The sequence below is a fragment of the Rhizobium sp. NFR03 genome, assembly GCF_900111275.1.
In the GTDB taxonomy this organism is placed as follows: Bacteria; Pseudomonadota; Alphaproteobacteria; order Rhizobiales; family Rhizobiaceae; genus Ferranicluibacter.
In genome coordinates this window covers 127,765-144,909 of record NZ_FOGR01000005.1, presented here as the reverse complement: position 1 = coordinate 144,909, position 17,145 = coordinate 127,765, and the positions used below count along the sequence as shown (strand labels likewise).

At 63.6% G+C, this 17,145-nt stretch carries 16 protein-coding genes; 8 read left to right on the top strand and 8 right to left on the bottom strand.

Annotated elements, in window-relative coordinates:
• Positions 1-80: 80 nt before the first annotated feature.
• Entirely contained in the window at positions 81-923 is an 843-nt protein-coding gene (locus BSG19_RS17025) for a tetratricopeptide repeat protein (RefSeq protein WP_244529310.1), read from the bottom strand.
• 350 nt (positions 924-1,273) lie between these two features.
• Entirely contained in the window at positions 1,274-1,522 is a 249-nt protein-coding gene (gene rpsU, locus BSG19_RS17020; protein WP_062595880.1) for a 30S ribosomal protein S21, read from the bottom strand.
• 389 nt (positions 1,523-1,911) lie between these two features.
• Between rpsU and BSG19_RS17015 the strand changes: the two genes are divergently transcribed.
• From BSG19_RS17015 to BSG19_RS17000, 4 genes are all read left to right on the top strand, one after another.
• The gene (locus tag BSG19_RS17015; protein ID WP_092989237.1) at positions 1,912-3,165 is read left to right on the top strand and encodes a sarcosine oxidase subunit beta family protein; all 1,254 of its coding nucleotides are present in this window, start codon (positions 1,912-1,914) and stop codon (positions 3,163-3,165) included.
• 61 nt (positions 3,166-3,226) lie between these two features.
• A complete protein-coding gene (locus tag BSG19_RS17010; protein WP_092989236.1) occupies positions 3,227-3,571 on the top strand; it encodes a sarcosine oxidase subunit delta in 345 nt (114 codons plus the stop codon).
• A gap of 32 nt (positions 3,572-3,603) precedes the next feature.
• Positions 3,604-6,600, top strand: coding sequence for a sarcosine oxidase subunit alpha (locus BSG19_RS17005; RefSeq protein WP_092989453.1), 2,997 nt, complete (start codon positions 3,604-3,606; stop codon positions 6,598-6,600).
• A complete protein-coding gene (locus tag BSG19_RS17000) occupies positions 6,593-7,141 on the top strand; it encodes a sarcosine oxidase subunit gamma (RefSeq protein ID WP_092989235.1) in 549 nt (182 codons plus the stop codon). Before BSG19_RS17005 ends, BSG19_RS17000 begins: the two co-directional genes overlap by 8 nt.
• A 96-nt stretch (positions 7,142-7,237) precedes the next feature.
• Here BSG19_RS17000 and BSG19_RS16995 read toward each other — a convergent pair whose 3' ends face one another.
• The 3 genes from BSG19_RS16995 to BSG19_RS16985 form a co-directional block, all read right to left on the bottom strand.
• Positions 7,238-7,753, bottom strand: a complete 516-nt coding sequence (locus BSG19_RS16995; RefSeq protein ID WP_092989452.1) for a MaoC family dehydratase — start codon at positions 7,751-7,753, stop codon at positions 7,238-7,240.
• A gap of 33 nt (positions 7,754-7,786) precedes the next feature.
• Positions 7,787-9,748 (bottom strand): glycogen debranching protein GlgX, encoded by a 1,962-nt coding sequence (gene glgX, locus BSG19_RS16990; protein ID WP_092989234.1) that lies wholly within the window; start codon positions 9,746-9,748, stop codon positions 7,787-7,789.
• A gap of 107 nt (positions 9,749-9,855) precedes the next feature.
• The gene (locus tag BSG19_RS16985; protein WP_092930438.1) at positions 9,856-10,080 is read right to left on the bottom strand and encodes an aa3-type cytochrome c oxidase subunit IV; all 225 of its coding nucleotides are present in this window, start codon (positions 10,078-10,080) and stop codon (positions 9,856-9,858) included.
• Positions 10,081-10,319: 239 nt separating this feature from the next.
• Between BSG19_RS16985 and BSG19_RS16980 the strand changes: the two genes are divergently transcribed.
• Positions 10,320-11,093 (top strand): gamma-glutamyl-gamma-aminobutyrate hydrolase family protein, encoded by a 774-nt coding sequence (locus BSG19_RS16980; protein ID WP_092989233.1) that lies wholly within the window; start codon positions 10,320-10,322, stop codon positions 11,091-11,093.
• Here the strand turns inward: BSG19_RS16980 and BSG19_RS16975 are convergent.
• The 3 genes from BSG19_RS16975 to BSG19_RS16965 form a co-directional block, all read right to left on the bottom strand.
• A complete protein-coding gene (locus BSG19_RS16975) occupies positions 11,074-12,045 on the bottom strand; it encodes a 2-hydroxyacid dehydrogenase (RefSeq protein ID WP_092989232.1) in 972 nt (323 codons plus the stop codon). The genes BSG19_RS16980 and BSG19_RS16975 overlap by 20 nt on opposite strands.
• A gap of 160 nt (positions 12,046-12,205) precedes the next feature.
• Positions 12,206-13,234 (bottom strand): LacI family DNA-binding transcriptional regulator, encoded by a 1,029-nt coding sequence (locus BSG19_RS16970; protein WP_092930444.1) that lies wholly within the window; start codon positions 13,232-13,234, stop codon positions 12,206-12,208.
• A 123-nt stretch (positions 13,235-13,357) separates the two neighbouring features.
• Positions 13,358-13,888: a MarR family winged helix-turn-helix transcriptional regulator gene (locus BSG19_RS16965; protein ID WP_092989231.1), complete on the bottom strand. Its 531-nt coding sequence runs from the start codon at positions 13,886-13,888 to the stop codon at positions 13,358-13,360.
• A 124-nt stretch (positions 13,889-14,012) separates the two neighbouring features.
• Here BSG19_RS16965 and BSG19_RS16960 point away from each other — a divergent pair, with 124 nt between their 5' ends.
• The 3 genes from BSG19_RS16960 to BSG19_RS16950 all read left to right on the top strand — a co-directional run bounded on the left by BSG19_RS16960 (position 14,013) and on the right by BSG19_RS16950 (position 17,064).
• Positions 14,013-14,804, top strand: coding sequence for a creatininase family protein (locus BSG19_RS16960; RefSeq protein ID WP_092989230.1), 792 nt, complete (start codon positions 14,013-14,015; stop codon positions 14,802-14,804).
• 170 nt (positions 14,805-14,974) lie between these two features.
• Positions 14,975-16,075, top strand: coding sequence for a CobW family GTP-binding protein (locus BSG19_RS16955; protein ID WP_092989451.1), 1,101 nt, complete (start codon positions 14,975-14,977; stop codon positions 16,073-16,075).
• Positions 16,075-17,064: a WD40 repeat domain-containing protein gene (locus BSG19_RS16950; RefSeq protein WP_092989229.1), complete on the top strand. Its 990-nt coding sequence runs from the start codon at positions 16,075-16,077 to the stop codon at positions 17,062-17,064. The genes BSG19_RS16955 and BSG19_RS16950 overlap by 1 nt, the downstream gene beginning before the upstream one ends.
• Positions 17,065-17,145 lie beyond the last annotated feature (81 nt).

Sequence of the window (17,145 nt, the reverse complement as noted above, 5' to 3'; positions counted from 1 at the left end):
GCCACACCTTCGGCCTGAGCCATAAACGAAAAACGCCGCTTCGAAGCGGCGTTTTTATTGTGAAACAGGTTTGTAAAGCTTCAGGTTGCCGCCTTGACGCGCGCTAGACCTGCCCGGGCAGGTTCGTATTTCGGGTCCAGCTGCAGGGCATGGCCGTAGGAGCGCTGGGCCTTCGCCTTTTCTCCGCGACGCTCGTAGACCAGAGCCTGATTGGCCCAGGATTCCGCGATTCTGCCGTTGAGGTTAATGGCCGTGTTGAAATCGGCAAAGGCGTTATCGTCGTCGTTCTGGGCGACGTAGGAAATGCCACGGCCGTTGTAGGGTTCCGGCGAACTCGGCGAAAGCGAGATCGCGGTCGAGAAATCCTCGATCGCCTGACCATGCTGGTTGCGCGCCTGATAGATCAGGCCGCGATTGTGGTAGGCGCGCGGATCGGTCGTATCGTTCTCGATCGCCTTGTTGAAGTCGGCAAAAGCCTGATCCAGCCGTCCGCTTTGGCGATAGAGATTGCCGCGGCCGATATAGGCGACATCGTAGCGCGGGTTCAGTTGCAATGACGAATTATAGTCGGCCAGCGCTTCGGCGAGATCGCCCATGTTGCGCTCGACCAGCGCCCGGTTGGCATAGGCCTGATAGAAACGCGGGTTAAGCTCGATCGCCTTGTTGAAATCGGCAATCGCGCGGCGGAATTCACCGGCGCGACCATAGGCCGAACCGCGCACATTGTAGCCTTCGGGATCGCTGGGATTGCTGTTGATGACGCCGGAGAGCGAAGCAATGTTCTGCTCGGAGCCCTGCGCCCGCTCGACCTGAAGCGTGCTGTCGCTGGACGGATCCGTCTGGCAGGCCGACAGAAGCAGCGCTGCTCCGAGCGCGGAAAGGATGCCCAGGCGGCTGGAGCGCTGCGTGCCTTTGCGGGACACGTCCCGGCCGGCGAAACCCTCTGTCGTCACAGTCGATGTCAAGATCGATCCCTCAAATCAAGAATGCCACAGGCATGTCATATGTCCGCGGTCTTCGTCCCGCTTGCGACGGTAACGCCGAAATGCGCGGTTCGTTCACGCAAGCGCCGTATCCGCCGCGAATACATCAGCCATCGGATACCGACCTTGATGACATGTCGCAGACAGGTCGTCTACCGCGCCACATCAAAACAATGCGCCATCAGACGATCGTGAACCGAGCCGTCTCAGGAAAAGCCGGCCCGACACATGCAAAAAAGGCGGCGGCGCTTACCGCCTCCGCCATCAACATTCACCTGAGCAGGCGCCGATCAGCGTGCCTTGGCCGCAAACTTGGCTGCCGACTTTGGCATCGGCAAAAGGCCTTCGCGCTGGGCCTGCTTGCGAGCCAGCTTGCGAACGCGGCTGATGCCTTCGGCCTTTTCGCGCGCGCGGCGCTGCGACGGCTTCTCGTAAGCTTCGCGAGCGCGCATTTCACGGAAGACGCCTTCGCGCTGGAGCTTCTTCTTCAGTGCGCGAAGCGCCTGATCAACATTGTTGTCGCGAACGAGTACCTGCAAGTTTCACATTCCTTGATATCGAGCCGAGACACGCTCAGGCTACTGTGTATGGGCCGAACCCGGGGCAGCACGTGAGGCACCGCCGGATGGCATGGATGATTGATCGCAAAGGCTCAAGCCCAGCGATGATGGGCGGCAAGTAGCAGATGAATGCCGCAAAGTCCACCCGCGCCGGATAAAGGCGTCGTTTCGAGACATCCAGCGCACAAGAACGCCACTTCGGGAGGCCGGCCCGCCTCAGTCGCGCCATGACATGCCCTTAAGCCCTCTCATTTTCGCAGTGTCGAAAGTGAGGGGCTGCCACGTCGCAAAATGGACGTTGCGACGCGTCTCGATTTGCGATGTGTTGGACAGACGGATCGGGGCATCCCGAACAGGAGATGAGGCGAATGCGCAAATATTCGGTTTTTGCCGTGGCACGCGAAGCCATGCGGGCGCACAAGGGCTGGGAAGCGCAATGGGTCTCTCCCGAGCCCCGCGCCGCCTATGACGCGATCATCATCGGCGGCGGTGGCCATGGCCTGGGTGCTGCCTATTATCTTGCCAAGGAACACGGCATCACCAATGTCGCGGTGCTCGAAAAAGGCTGGCTCGGCGGCGGCAATACCGGCCGCAACACCACCATCATCCGGTCCAACTATCTCTATGACGAAAGCATGGACATTTACGAGCACTCGCTGAAGCTTTGGGAAAACCTGTCGCAGGACCTGAACTACAACGTCATGTACTCGCCGCGCGGCGTCATGATGCTGTCGCACGGCATCCACGACCAGCAGGTTTTCAAGCGCCATATCCATGCCAACCGTCTCTACGGCATCGACAACGAGTGGCTTTCGCCCGAGCAGGCGAAGGAATTCTGTCCGCCGCTCGACATCTCCGCTTCCGCCCGCTTCCCCATCAACGGCGCCGCGCTGCAGCGTCGTGGCGGCACGGCGCGCCATGACGCCGTTGCCTGGGGCTATGCTCGCGCGGCCTCCGACCGCGGCGTCCACATCATCCAGAACTGTGAAGTGACCGGCATCCGCCGCGGGCCGGATGGTGCGGTCACGGGCGTTGACACCAATCGCGGCTTCATCGGCGCGAAGAAAATCGGCGTCTCCGCCTCCGGCCACAACTCCGTCATCATGGCCATGGCAGATGTCCGCGTGCCGCTGCATTCCGTGCCGTTGCAGGCGTTGGTCTCGGAACCGTTGAAGCCGATCTTCCCCTGCGTCGTCATGTCGAACACGGTGCATGCCTATATCTCGCAGTCCGACAAGGGCGAGCTGGTGATCGGCGCCGGCACCGACCAATACAATTCCTATTCCCAGACCGGCGGCCTGCAGATCATCACCCATACGCTTGATGCGATCTGCGAATTGTTCCCCATCTTCCGCCGCGTCAAGATGATGCGCCAGTGGGGCGGGATCACGGACAACACGCCGGACCGCTCGGCCATCCAGGGCGTGACGCCCGTACCCAACCTCTTCGTCAATTGCGGCTGGGGCACAGGCGGCTTCAAGGCGACGCCGGGTTCGGCGAACCTGTTCGCCCACCTCATTGCCAAGGGCGAGCCGCACCGACTGGCGGCAGGCCTGACGCTCGATCGCTTCCGCACCGGACGCCTGATCGACGAGGCGGCAGCCGCGGCCGTGGCGCACTGAGGATGGCCGCCCCCGCTCGCTCTTGCCGTCGCCTGCCCCATCCCGCATCAGGAACACGCCCATGCTTTTGATCCATTGCCCCTATTGCGAGGAAGAGCGCTCCGAACTCGAGTTTCGCGCAGCCGGTGACGCCCATATCGCCCGGCCGGAAAACATCGCGTCCATTTCCGACGAGGAATTTCAGGAATATTTCTTTCTGCGGGACAATCCGAAGGGCCTGATCTTCGAGCGCTGGCGTCACATTGCCGGCTGCGGCCGGTTCTTCAACGCGGCGCGCGACACCGTCAGCGACCGGTTCCTGACGACATACAAGGCGGGCGAACCGAAGCCATCCCTGCCGATTGCCGCCATGACCGACGAGACCGTCGTCGAAACCTACGAAGCCACGGAAGGACGCGCGGAATGAGCGGCGCCAATCGGACTGCGAAAGCCGACAGCATGGGTGGTGCGAACCGTATCCCCGGCAAGGGACGCCTGACCCCTGCGAGGACGGCGCGCTTCACCTTCGACGGCCGCACCTATCAGGGCCTCCAGGGCGACACGGTGGCCTCGGCGCTCATCGCGAACGGCGTCCATCTCGTCGGTCGTTCGTTCAAGTACCACCGCCCGCGCGGCATCGTCTCGGCCGGCCCGGAAGAGCCGAATGCGCTGATCGACGTGATGCGCGACAATGCCCGCCGCCAGCCGAATGTGCGCGCCACCGTTCAGGAAGTCTTCGACGGCATGACCGTGGCGTCGCAGAACCGCTACCCCTCGCTCACCTTCGACGTTGGCGGCATCAACAACATTCTGGCGCCCTTCTTCGCCGCCGGCTTTTACTACAAGACGTTCATGTGGCCGAAGCAGGCGTGGAAGAATATCTACGAGCCTCGCATCCGCGCCGCAGCCGGCCTCGGCGTGTCGCCGACAGAAGAGGACACGGATGAGTATGCCAGCCGCTACGCCCATTGCGACGTGCTGGTCATGGGTGCCGGCGTTGCCGGCCTGACGGCCGCTCTTGCGGCCGCAGCCACCGGCGCGCGGGTCATCCTGTGCGACGAGCAGCCGGAGGTGGGTGGCGCACTGCATTACGATGCGGGCGTCACGATCGACGGCCAGGACGGCTATGGCTGGGCGCAGGATGCCGCCCGCAGGCTTGCCGCCATGGACAATGTCACGCTCCTGACCCGCACGACCGCCTTCGGCTATTACGCGCAGAACTTCGTCGCGCTTGCCGAACGCGTCACCGACCATGTGTCCCGCCCGGCCCGCACCGCCCCGCGCGAGCGGCTCTGGCAGGTGCGCGCCAAGCGCGTCATCATCGCCACCGGCGCCATCGAGCGGCATATGGTGTTTGCCAATAACGACCGCCCCGGCATCATGCTGGCCTCTGCCGCGCGCACATACCTCAACCATTTCGGTGTCGCCGTCGGCCGCAAGGTCGGCGTCTATACCGCCCACGACAGCGCCTACGAGGCAGCCTTCGACCTGCACCGTGCCGGCATCGCCATTCCCGCCATCGTCGACAGCCGCGAGCAGCCGGGAGCCGCTGTTCTGGCAGAGGCACAATCCCTCGGAATCGAGGTCCTCACCGGCCACGCCGTGACCGACACAAAGGGCAAGCTGCGCGTCTCCTCCATAACGGTTCGTCGCGTCAGCGGCGGCAGCAGCGCCCGCTCGATCCCGGTGGATGCGCTCATCACCTCCTCCGGCTGGACACCCTCGGTGCACATGTTCTCGCAATCGCGCGGCAAAGTAGCCTTCGATGCGGAAACACAGCGGTTCCTGCCGGGCATCTATGCGCAGGATTGCGTCTCGGTCGGCGCCTGCAACGGCACCACCGACATCGGGGCGACCCTGGCCGAAGCTGTCGCCGGTGGCGAGCTTGCGGCACAGGCGGCAGGCTTCTCGGCCAGCTCGCGCACGGAGCTGACGGGCACCCAGGCTTTCGCTTGGACAGGCGGCATGGCGGGCGCCGCCTATGGCGCCGGGCCTGAGGACGACGTGAAAGCCTTCATCGACTTTCAGAACGACGTCTGCGCCAAGGATATCCGGCTCGCGGTTCGCGAAGGCATGCACTCGATCGAACATATCAAGCGCTTCACCACCAACGGCATGGCAACGGATCAGGGCAAGCTTTCCAACATCCATGGTCTCGCCATTGCGGCGGAAACGCTGGGTCGCGGCATTCCCGAGGTCGGCCTCACCACCTTCCGCGCACCTTACACGCCCGTGACCTTCGGTACGCTGATCGGCCATTCCCGCGGCGACCTGTTCGATCCCACGCGCAAGACGGCAATGCACGAGGCTGAAGAGGCCATGGGCGCGGCTTTCGAGGATGTGGGCCAGTGGAAGCGCGCCTGGTACTATCCCCGTCCCGGCGAGGACATGCATGCCGCTGTTAACCGCGAATGCCGAACGGTGCGCGAAACGGTCGGCATGTTCGACGCGTCCACCCTCGGCAAGATCGAGGTCGTCGGCCCGGATGCGGCTGCCTTCCTCAATCTGATCTACACCAACAGCTGGGATACGCTGAAGCCCGGCCGCTGTCGCTATGGCATCATGCTGCGGGAAGACGGCTTCATCTATGACGACGGCGTCGTCGGCCGGATGTCGGACGATCGGTTCCATGTGACCACCACGACCGGCGGTGCCGCCCGCGTGATGCACCACATGGAAGACTACCTTCAGACGGAGTTTCCGCACCTCGACGTCTGGCTGACGTCTGCGACCGAACAGTGGGCCGTCATCGCTTTGCAAGGCCCCAAGGCACGCGAGATCATCGCGCCACTGGTGGAAGGCATCGACATCTCCAATGAGGCCTTCCCGCATATGAGCGTGGCTGAAGGCCGGATCTGCGGTGTACCCACGCGCCTCTTCCGCATGTCCTTCACCGGCGAGCTCGGCTTCGAGGTGAACGTTCCCGCCGACTTCGGCCCGGCCGTCTGGAACGCGATCCGCGAACGCGTCGAGGCCATCGATGGCTGCGCCTACGGCACGGAGACCATGCACATCCTGCGCGCGGAAAAGGGCTACATCATCGTCGGCCAGGATACCGACGGTACACTGACGCCGGATGATGCGAGCCTCTCCTGGGCGGTCGGCAAAAAGAAGACGGACTTCGTCGGCATCCGTGGCATGAAGCGTCCCGATCTCGTGCGCGAGGGCCGCAAGCAGCTCGTCGGCGTGTTGACGAAGGATCCCGGCGTCGTACTGGAGGAAGGCGCGCAAATCGTTGCCGACCCCAACCAGCCCAAGCCCATGGCCATGCTCGGCCATGTCACCTCGTCCTACTGGTCGGAAAACTGCGGGCGCTCCATCGCCATGGCGGTGGTTGCTGGCGGCAAGGCGCGGCTCGGCCAAACCCTCTACGTGCCGATGGCCGACCGGACGATCGCCGTCGAGGTGAGCGACATGGTGTTCTTTGACAAGGAAGGTGGCCGCATCCATGGCTGATCTCGCGACACGCACCCTGCCGCTTCGCGGCTTTCACGGCGGCTCTGCCACTGTCCGCCTGACGCTGGCAACGCCCGCAAGCCGTCTCTCGCTCCGCGCGAAGCCGGATGCCGTCGATGCGCTCTCGACAGCCCTCGGCCTTTCGCTGCCGACCCGCCCGAAGGCGTCCGTCACGAGCGGCACCCGCCACGCCCTCTGGCTCGGGCCCGACGAATGGCTCGTCATCGACGAGACGGAAGCCGATCTGCCGAGCCTTGCAGCCTCCGCGGGCGTTCTGCACTCGGCAACCGACATCTCCCACCGCAACACAGCTATTCTCGTGGAAGGTTCCGGCGCCGCCGCCGCCATCAATGCCGGTTGCCCGCAGGACCTCTCGCTCAAAACCTTCCCCGTCGGCGCCTGCTCACGCACCGTCTTCGGCAAGGCCGAGATCGTGCTCTACCGGACAGGCGACACCGCTTTCCGGGTCGAGTGCTGGCGATCGTTCGCGCCTTACGTCTCGGGGCTACTGGCGGCGGGTGCGCAGGACGCCGGTCACTGAACCCAGCCGTGATCGGCACGAACCGGCATCAACGACAGTGTCGCCACAAACGGCGAGCACAGCGCCGCGCGGACAGCTTCACTGCCGGTCCCGCTCTCAGGCATCCTCCGGCCGGTCCTTCGGATCGAACTGGATGATCGTCAGCCAGGTCGCGGTCAGCGCCGGCTTGACCTCGTGTTCCACCTCGACAGAGACGTCATAGGTGACGACGAGCATGCCCGCGCCGCGGAACCTTGCTTCCGTGAGGGTGAAGTGACCGCGCACCCGCGCGCCGGACCGCACCGGCGTGAGAAAGCGCACTTTGTCGAAACCGTAATTGATCGCCATCGTCTGCTCGCGCACGACAGGCAGGCAGTTGTAGTTCATGGCCGAGAGAAGCGAGAGCGACAGGAAGCCATGCGCGATCGTGCCGCCATAGGGCGTCTCGGCCGCAGCGCGCACAGGATCGGTATGGATGAACTGGTGATCCTCCGTCGCATCGGCAAAGCGGTCGATCATATCCTGCGAGACAGTGATCCAGTCGGAAATCCCGACCTCCTGACCGACAAGGTCCTTCACCTCTGCGAGCGCGATCTCCCTGACGCTGGCCCTCTTCGTATCGTCCACATCCATCTCGATCATTCCCGTTACAGCATTCGCAGTCGTTCAGACGCGTCCCGGCGCGACGTACCAGCCGACCGAGCGGGCCGAAATCTCCGTCTGCGTCCCCGCGTCCGGCAAAAGCGACTGCCACCCCTTGCCCGGAAGCGTCAGCGCTGCCGCCACAGGAGCGCGATTGAACACCACGGCCAGCCGGCAGGCCTTGCGCGTCGTGGCGTCGCGGGTCGAGAGGATCATGACGAGCCCGTCCGTGCGCTCGCCCTCCCAGTCCGCAACCTCCATTGGCTTGCCGTCCAGGCGAACCCAGGTAACATCGCCCCGTCCCGTGAAGAAGCTGTCGCCCTCAAACACATCGAAACGATGGCGGAGTTCGCCGAGGGCCGCGCATTGCGATATCAGCGCTTCGTCCACTGATGCCCAGTCGAGCCAGGTGATCGGATTATCCTGACAATAGGCGTTGTTGTTGCCCTGCTGCGTCCGCCCGAACTCATCGCCAGCGGTGATCATGATGGCGCCGCGGGTGGCAAACAACGTCGCAAGCAGCGCTTTCACATGGCATGTGCGGGCCGCAACGATGCCGGGATCGTCGGTCGCCCCTTCGGCACCGTTGTTCCAGGAATGGTTCTCGTTGTGACCATCGCGGTTGTCCTCGCCATTTGCGTCATTGTGCTTGTGGTTATGGGAAACGAGATCCATCAGCGTGAAGCCGTCATGCGCGGCAATGAAGGTCACGCTACGACTGCGCGTGCCTCCATGGTGCGAAAAGATATCGGAGGAACCGGCCAGCGCGCCGGCAAGAGACCCGATCATCCACCCGTCGCCGCGCCACAGGCGCCTGATGTCGTCGCGCGCGCGATCGTTCCATTCGAGGAAAGGCGGCGGAAAATGGCCCAGCTGGTAGCCGCCCGGCCCGATATCCCAAGGCTCGGCGATCAGCACGCGATCCTTTAGAAGCGGGTCGGCCAGCATCTCCGTCAGGAGGGTTGCATCCCGTCGGAAGCCGTCGGCATCCCGTCCGAGAATGGAGCCGAGATCGAAACGGAAACCGTCGATGCCGGCCGCGCTGACAAAGTGACGCAGCGTATCCAGAATGAGCGAGCGGACCGTCGGATGGTCGCAGGCGATGGTGTTGCCGCAGCCGGTGTCGTTTATCAGTTGCCCGGGTTGGCCCGCTGCATGACGGTAGTAGACGGCGTTGTCGAGGCCGCGCATGGAGATCGTCGCTCCCTGCCTGTCGCTTTCGCCCGAATGGTTGAAGACGAGATCGAGAATGACGCCGATGCCCTCGCGATGCAGCGCAGCGACCGTATCCCTGAGCTCGATCAGGCCGCCGGGCACCAGACGCGGGTCGAGTGCCATGAAGGCGACGGGGTTATATCCCCAGCCATTGGTCAGGCCGAGCGGCGGCAGGTGGCGCTCGTCGATCCAGGCCGTTATGGGCATCAGCTCGACCGCGGAGACGCCGATACGCTTGAGGTGAGCGATGATGGCTGGATGCGCCAGTGCCGCGACGGTTCCGCGCTGTTCGTCCGGCACATCCGGATGCAGCACGGTGAAGGGCCGCACCGCCACCTCGTAGATCACACCGTCCTTTGCGAAGCGGGGCGGGGCGACGCGGGCTTTCGGCGCCTTGGTGACCAGCGCTTTCGGCACGAGATCGGCCGTCTCCGCACCGAACTGCGTCAGGCGAGGGTCGTGACGGAAAGGCCGGTCGAGTTCCAGCGCGTAAGGATCCACAAGAAGTTTCGCCGGATCGAACCACAGACCGCGATCGGGGTCATATGCACCATGGGCGCGCAGGCCGTAACGGGTTCCGACCGGTGCATCCGGCAGCGTGAGCGCGAAGACGTCGCCTTCCTCGCGACCCATCGACACGCGGCGCAGCTCGGTTTCGCCGTCGCTGTCAAAAAGGCAAAGCTCGATGCGCTCGGCCGTCTGCGAGCGCACGGCAAACCGCGTCCATCGTCCGTTGATCGTCGCGCCGAGCGGCCGTGTCGTTTCCGTCATCCTGATCCCTCTCGCTGCTTGGGCAACGCCGGCAGCTAAGAGCAAATCACGCAGAGATACAACGAGTTTTCGTCAACGGACCAATGGTGGCGTCGGGCGGTAGAAAGTTAACGCAGAAGCACGACGCCAGCGACATTCAGCAGCACGAACAGCACGAAGCCCGTGAACCAGCCCGCACTCGTGAAGAAGGCAGCTGCCATGGCAATCAACAGCGCCACGCAGAAGATGGTCAGGAACTTCGCAGCGCTCAGGAAGTGAAGATAGGTCTTCTCGTGCTCGGGATAATCCATGGGCGCACCGGTTTCGGAAGGTCCCGTGTGATGTTCGGCCATTGTCTCTCTCCCGCCAGGTTTCCAAGCCGCAAAACGCGGCACCTCTTGGTATCAAGACATGCCCGCACTCTCCGACGACGTCAAGGCCCGTAGACTGCGGGAGGTGAGAGCGACAGGCGCATCTTACGCAGGAACACGTCGCGCGGGCAGGACAGAATTTTCCTCGTAAAGCGAGGCATTGACGGCGCGGCAGGTTCCCGGCAAGTCGAAAGAGAAACCCCACGCACCCGGAGAACCCCATGCCGAAGCCGATCATCGCCATACCCGCCGATTTCCGCGAGATCGAGGGCAATGTCTGGCATGCCGCCCCGCATCAATATGTGCGCGCCGCCCTGAACGGCTCGGGCGTCATGTCGCTTCTGGTGCCAGCCCTTGAGGCCGGCAACGAGCCGGATGCGATTCTCGATCGCGTGGACGGTCTTCTGGTCAGCGGCTCGCGCTCCAATGTGCACCCGACGCTCTATGGGCGGGAGGCCGTGGAGGCAGATGGGCCGTTCGATCCCGGTCGCGACGCCACCAGTCTGCCCCTGATCCGCCGGGCTCTCGCCCGCGGCATTCCGGTGCTTGCCATCTGCCGCGGCATACAGGAACTGAACGTCGCGCTCGGCGGCACCCTCGCCTCGGAAATTCAGGATCTTCCCGGTCGGCAGGACCATCGCAAGCCCGACGTGAAGGATCTCGACATTGCCTATGGCATTCGCCAGACCGTGATGGTGGAGCCGGGAAGCTGCCTTGCAGGCGTGGTCGGCGCCGGCGCGGTGCAGGTCAACTCCCTGCACCGGCAAGCCATTTCAGATCTTGCCCCGAACCTTGCCGTGGAAGCGGTCGCGGACGACGGTACCGTGGAAGCCGTGTCCGTCATCGGCGCCAAGGCCTTTGCCGTCGGCGTGCAGTGGCACCCGGAATACTGGGTCGGCCGCGACAAGACCTCCAACGACCTGTTCGCGGCCTTCGGCGAGGCTGTCCGCGCCTATGCCCGGACGAAGCAGCCGGTTAGCGAGCCGGCCGCGTAAACGGCGTTTCGGATACCGGCGTCAGCGCCTTGCCCGTCTTGAACCACGAAACGAGATTGTCGACCACGAGGTCGGCCATCTTGTTGCGCGTGTCCACGGACGCAGAGGCGACGTGCGGCAGCAGCGAGACCTGCGGCAGGGCCATCAGGGCCTCCGGCACATGCGGCTCGCGCTCGAAGACGTCGAGACCGGCGCCGGCGATCACACCTTGTTCCAACGCAGCGATCAATGCGGTCTCGTCCACCGTGATGCCGCGCCCGACATTGATGACGACGCCGCGCGCTCCCAGCGCCCGCAGGATCTCCGCATTCACGGTATGCTTCGTTTCCGCGCTGCCGGGCACGATGACGATCAGCGTATCCACCGCCTGCGCGAGACCCAGCAGCGTATCGTGATACGCATAGGCCACCCCGTCACGACGCGAGCGCGTATGGTAGGCAATCTCAAGGCCGAAGCCTTCCAGTCGGCGGGCAATCGCCTGCCCGATGCGGCCGAGCCCGTAAAAACCCACCTTGCGACCACTGAGGGACAGTGGGCTGAGCGGGAACGGCCCGTCTTTCACCCAGCGCCCGTCGCGCAGCCACTGCTCGGCGGCCGGCAGGCGGCGCAGCGTGTTGATCAGGAGGCCGATCGCCGTATCCGCAACCTCGTCGTTGAGAACGTCGGGCGTATGCGTCACCACGATGCCGCGGCCGGCGGCGTGCCCGGCATCGACGCCATCATAGCCGACGCCGAAATTGGAGACGATCTCCAGATTGTCCAGCGCATCCATCAGCGCTGCCGGAACCTTGTTGAACGTCGCGATACCGGCAACGCTCGCAGACAGATCCGGTGTGATCAGGCTCGTATCCACACCCTCGATCTGCCGGACATCGAAGAGATCGCTCATGCGTTCGAGCGCGCGCGGATGCATCTTGCCGGGAATGAGAATGACCGGGCGGTCTTGCGACATGAGGGGATCCTTTCAGGCGTCGTCGAAGAGAGAGGCCGCAACAGGTTTCGGCGGCAACAGTTGAGCGCAGCGGAAAGTACCGCACCCATCTCGCGCGTCAACCAAAGCTCCAGGTTTCCAGGTTTTGCGGCGACGGAAGGGTGACCCGCAGACGGATCGATCAGTCGCCCTGCTGCAAACGCAAAGGCCCGGTCGACTGGCGAATGCGCATTTCCGGTTTGATCAGGTGAATGCCGTCCGGCTCGTGGCTGCCGTTGAGCCTGTCGAGCAGCGCACGCGCGGCACTGCGACCCACGTCCGACTGCCCGTTCCAGACCGTCGTCAGCGCCGGGGTGGCGATGGCAGCTTCTTCGAGATCGTCGTAACCGGTAACGGACACATCGCGTCCCGGCACGAGGCCGGCACGCGCAATGCCGTTCATCATGCCGATGGCGACGAGATCGTTCCAGCAGACGACGGCCGTCGGTTTCTGCGGCAGCGACAGGAGATGCACCGCAGCCTCGAAGCCGCCCTGCATGGAGCGGGGGCCCGGAATGCGCAGATCGGGATCGACGTCGATATTGGCCTTGCGCAGCGCCTGAACGTAGCCGAGATAACGGTCGCGGCCGGTGGAGGTCAGGTCCGTTCCCCCGACCATGGCGATGCAGCGATGGCCGAGGCTGATCAGATGGTTGGTGGCAAGCGAAATACCGTAGGCGTCGTCTCCGCGAAAGATCGGGACATCGACACCCTCGATCGACCGGGCAACGAGGATGGCCGGCATGCCGTTGTCTTCGGCAAGCTTGATATCTTCCGGCGGCGTGCCGATGGCGGGCGACATGATCACCCCGTCGCCGCCGAGCTGCAGCAGGGTTTCGATGAAGACGCGCTGCTTTTCGACCGAGTCGTAATGATTGGAGAGAATGAACGTCTGGCGGTCGCGGTCGAGTTCGGCCTCGATGGCCTTCAGGATCTCGCCGTAGAAAGGGTTCATGATGTCGTGCACGACGACGCCGATGATGCCGGAGCGCGAGGTGCGCAGGCTGGCGGCGCGCCGATTGTAGATATAGCCGAGCGCCCGCGCCTGATCCTTGATCTTGTCCCGCGTCACCGAAGCGACCAGGGGGCTGTCACGGAGTGCGAGGGAAACGGTCGCGGTGGAAACGCCCAGTGTTTCCGCGATCGTCGACAGCTTGATCTTCTGCGCCACGTGTCCTCCCGGTTTGCCCGGTCATCTCCCCAACGCCTCTAGCAATGCCTGAAAGCGCCCTTAAACCCTCTTAAACTGTTTAAATCGAGACTGCAATCCCTGCGCGAGAGCCTGTTGCAAGGCCTACTCGACACCCTGCAGATTGGCATCCACGACCTTCAGGAGCTTGGCGAGCGTTCGGATCTGCTTGTCCGTCATGCCCTTCAGCGCCGTCGTTTCCGATAGGTCCGCCGCAGCCTCGATGGCTTGCAGCCGCTCGCGGCCGTTCGCTGTCAGATAGACCTTGGTCAGCCGGGCATCGTCCGCATCGGCCTTGCGCTCGAGGAACCCTTGCGCTTCCATGCGACCGATGGTGCGGGTCATCGTCGGCGCCTTGACGCCGAGATGGCCCGCAAGCGCGCCGGCGGTCATGCCGTCTGTCTCCGCCAGCGCCAGCATCACGCCGTCCTGTCCGGCGTAAAGGCCGCTTTCCAGAAGATTGCGCGACAGGACGGTTCGCATGGAACGAGCCGCCTGTGCCAGCAGAGGTGCCAGAACCGGGGCGGACGCTTCATCCGGAGCATCCTCTCCGTCTACGCCGGTGTGATCCGCGATCTTGTCGATCTTGATCTTTTTCTGCTTGGCTTTCTTCTCGGACTTGTCTTTCTTGCCCATGCTCGCTCCCCTGCCTGCCGAAGGCTTGCACTGCCTTGTCGAGCTTGTATGACTCATATGACAATAGGGCCGCAAGACCTTGCGAGACGCCAATTGCCGGGATACTGCCCAGGAAAGACATGCCATGACGAGACCCGCAGCCCGCTGGGCGGATAACGATCCGGCACTGGCCCCATCCCTGCGCGCCCGCTGGATCGCCGTTCTGCCACTGGGCGCACACGAGCAGCATGGGCCCCATCTGCCATTCGAGACCGACACGCTGATCGCCGACGGCGTGGTGAAGCGCCTCATTGCTGCCCGTGGCGATCTGCCGGTCACCTTCCTTCCGACGGAACCGGTAGGCTATTCGATCGAGCATGTGGATGTCGCGGGAACGCGGACGCTGACTTACGAGGAAGCCGTCGAGCGATGGCTCGGCATTGCCGGGCACCTGCGGGCGCAGGGCATCCGCAAATTGGTGATGCTCAACGCCCATGGCGGCAATGCCCCTTTGATGACCATCGTCGCGACGGAAGCCCGGGTGCGCTACGACATGCTGGCTGTCGCCACCAGTTGGACGCGGTTCGGCCAGCCCGAAGGCTGGATCGATCCGGCCGCCAGATCCATCGACATCCATGGCGGCGATATCGAAACCTCGGTCATGCTCGCCCTGCATCCCGACAAGGTCGACCAGATGCGCGCAGAGGCCTTCTCCTCTCGCCAGAGCGAATGGCAGGCACAGTTCGCGCATCTCCGCGCTTACGGCCCCCACGCCTTTGGCTGGCGCATGCGCGACCTCAACCCGAAAGGCGCGGCCGGCAACGCCGCCATGGCCACGGCCGAGCGCGGCGAACGATTGCTGGATCACGCGGTCTCCGGCCTCCTCGCTCTCCTCGCAGATGTGGATGCGTTCGACCTCGCATTGTTCGATGACTGAACCGTCGGGGCATGTAATGTTATAAAGGATGGAATATCTGCGGCCGAGCATTTGCACTGCCGTGCGCCATCTCCTATATCACCCCGACGATCCCGCGCATTGGCCGCCCTCCGGCGCGCCGGTGGGCACCCCTCCTCTGCCCCTCGAGGTTTCCCATGTCCGAAGCACCTGTGTCCGAAGCAACCGTCCAGAAGCCAATCCCCGTCACCGTCCTTACCGGATACCTCGGTGCCGGCAAGACGACCCTGCTGAACCGCATCCTCTCGGAAAACCATGGTCGCAAATATGCGGTCATCGTCAATGAATTCGGCGAGATCGGCATCGACAACGATCTGATCGTCGAGTCGGACGAAGAAATCTACGAGATGAACAATGGCTGCGTCTGCTGCACGGTGCGTGGCGACCTGATCCGCGTGGTCGAAGGCCTGATGAAGCGCCCGGGCCGCTTCGATGCGATCATCGTGGAAACGACCGGCCTCGCCGATCCCGTTCCGGTCGCCCAGACCTTCTTCATGGATGACGACGTTCGCGCCAAGACGGAGCTGGACGCGGTCATCACGCTCGTGGACGCCAAGCATCTGCCGCTGCGCCTGAAGGACAGCCGCGAGGCCGAAGACCAGATTGCCTTCGCCGATGTCGTGCTCCTCAACAAGACCGACCTCGTCACGCCGGAAGAACTGGCGAAGGTCGAGGCGACGATCCGCGTCATCAACCCGTCGGCCCGCATCCATCGCACCCAGCGCTCGGAAATCGATCTCGCCAAGGTCCTCGACCAGGGCGCGTTCAATCTGGAGCGCGCGCTGGAGAACGAGCCGGACTTCCTGAAGCAGGACGATCATGACCACGACCATGATCATGCTTGCGGTCCCGATTGCGGCCACGACCACCACCATCACCATGGACACGACCATCATCACGATCATGCTCATGGTCATGATCACGCGCATGCTCCCTCCGACATTCATGACGTGACCGTGCAGTCGGTTTCGCTGCGTGGCGGCGAGATGAACCCGGACCGGTTCTTTCCCTGGATCCAGAAGATCACACAGACGGACGGCCCGAACATCCTTCGCCTCAAGGGCATCATCGCCTTTGCGGGCGATGCCGATCGCTACGTGGTGCAGGGCGTGCATATGATCATCGAGGGCGACCATCAGCGCCCGTGGAAGGAAGGCGAGCCGCGCGAGAGCCGCCTTGTGTTCATCGGCCGCGATCTCGACCGCGAGAAGCTGGAACGCACCTTCCAGGCCTGCGCGGCAAAGCCGAACTGATGCCGACCGTCGCCCCGCTCGATCTCGAAGCCCATGTCGTCGGCGTCGCCTATCTGGGCGACGTTCCCGTCTTTGCCGATGCTGCGGGTTTCGTGCATCGTCTCGACGGCAGCCATGCGGTTACCCCTGCTCACGATGGCCTGCTCGTCGCGCTGCGCGACGACGCGACCGACACGCTGCTGACAGGCGGCGAGGATGGCCGGGTTCTGCGCATCACGCGCGATGGCGATGTGACGGAACTGGCCAACGAGCCGCGCAAGTGGATCTCGAAGATTGCCGCCGGCCCGCAAGGCGCTGTCGCCTTTACGACGGGCAAGATGGCGACGGTCCGGCTTTCCGACGGTACGACGCGCACGTTCACCGAGGAACGCACGGTCGAGGGCATCGCCTTTGCACCAAAGGGGCTTCGCATCGCGCTGGCTCGCTACAACGGTGTCTCTCTGCACTGGGTCGCGACATCGAGTCCGGCTATCGATCTGGACTGGAAGGGCGCGCATACCGGCGTGACCTTCTCCCCCGATGGTCGCTTCGTCGTTACCATGATGCAGGAGAACGCCCTGCACGGGTGGAAGCTGGACACCAAGCCGGGTGCCGAAGCGCGCCATATGCGCATGAGTGGTTATCCGGCTAAGGTAAAGTCGTGGTCGTGGTCCGCACGCGGAAAATGGCTCGCTTCCTCCGGAGCGCCCGCCGCCATCGTCTGGCCGTTCCAGGCCAAGGATGGCCCCATGGGCAAGGCACCTCTGGAACTTGGCACCCGCGCCGACGTCATGGTCTCGCACGTCGCCTGCCACCCCTCCGAAGAGGTCGCAGCCATCGGCTATTCCGACGGCATGGTGCTGGCTGTTCGCTTTGCCGACAGCAAGGAAGTTCTCCTTCGTCGACCCGGCAAAGGTGCGATTTCCGGCTTCGCCTGGTCGAAGTCGGGCCAGCAGCTGGCTTTCGGGACGGAAGCAGGTGAAGCCGGCGTCATCGATCTGACGTCCTAGACGGACAACCAAGAACCCTCTTGAGTTGTATTATTTATTTAAATCTAATTTAGGTTGATATTTATCTGCGGCATGTCTAAT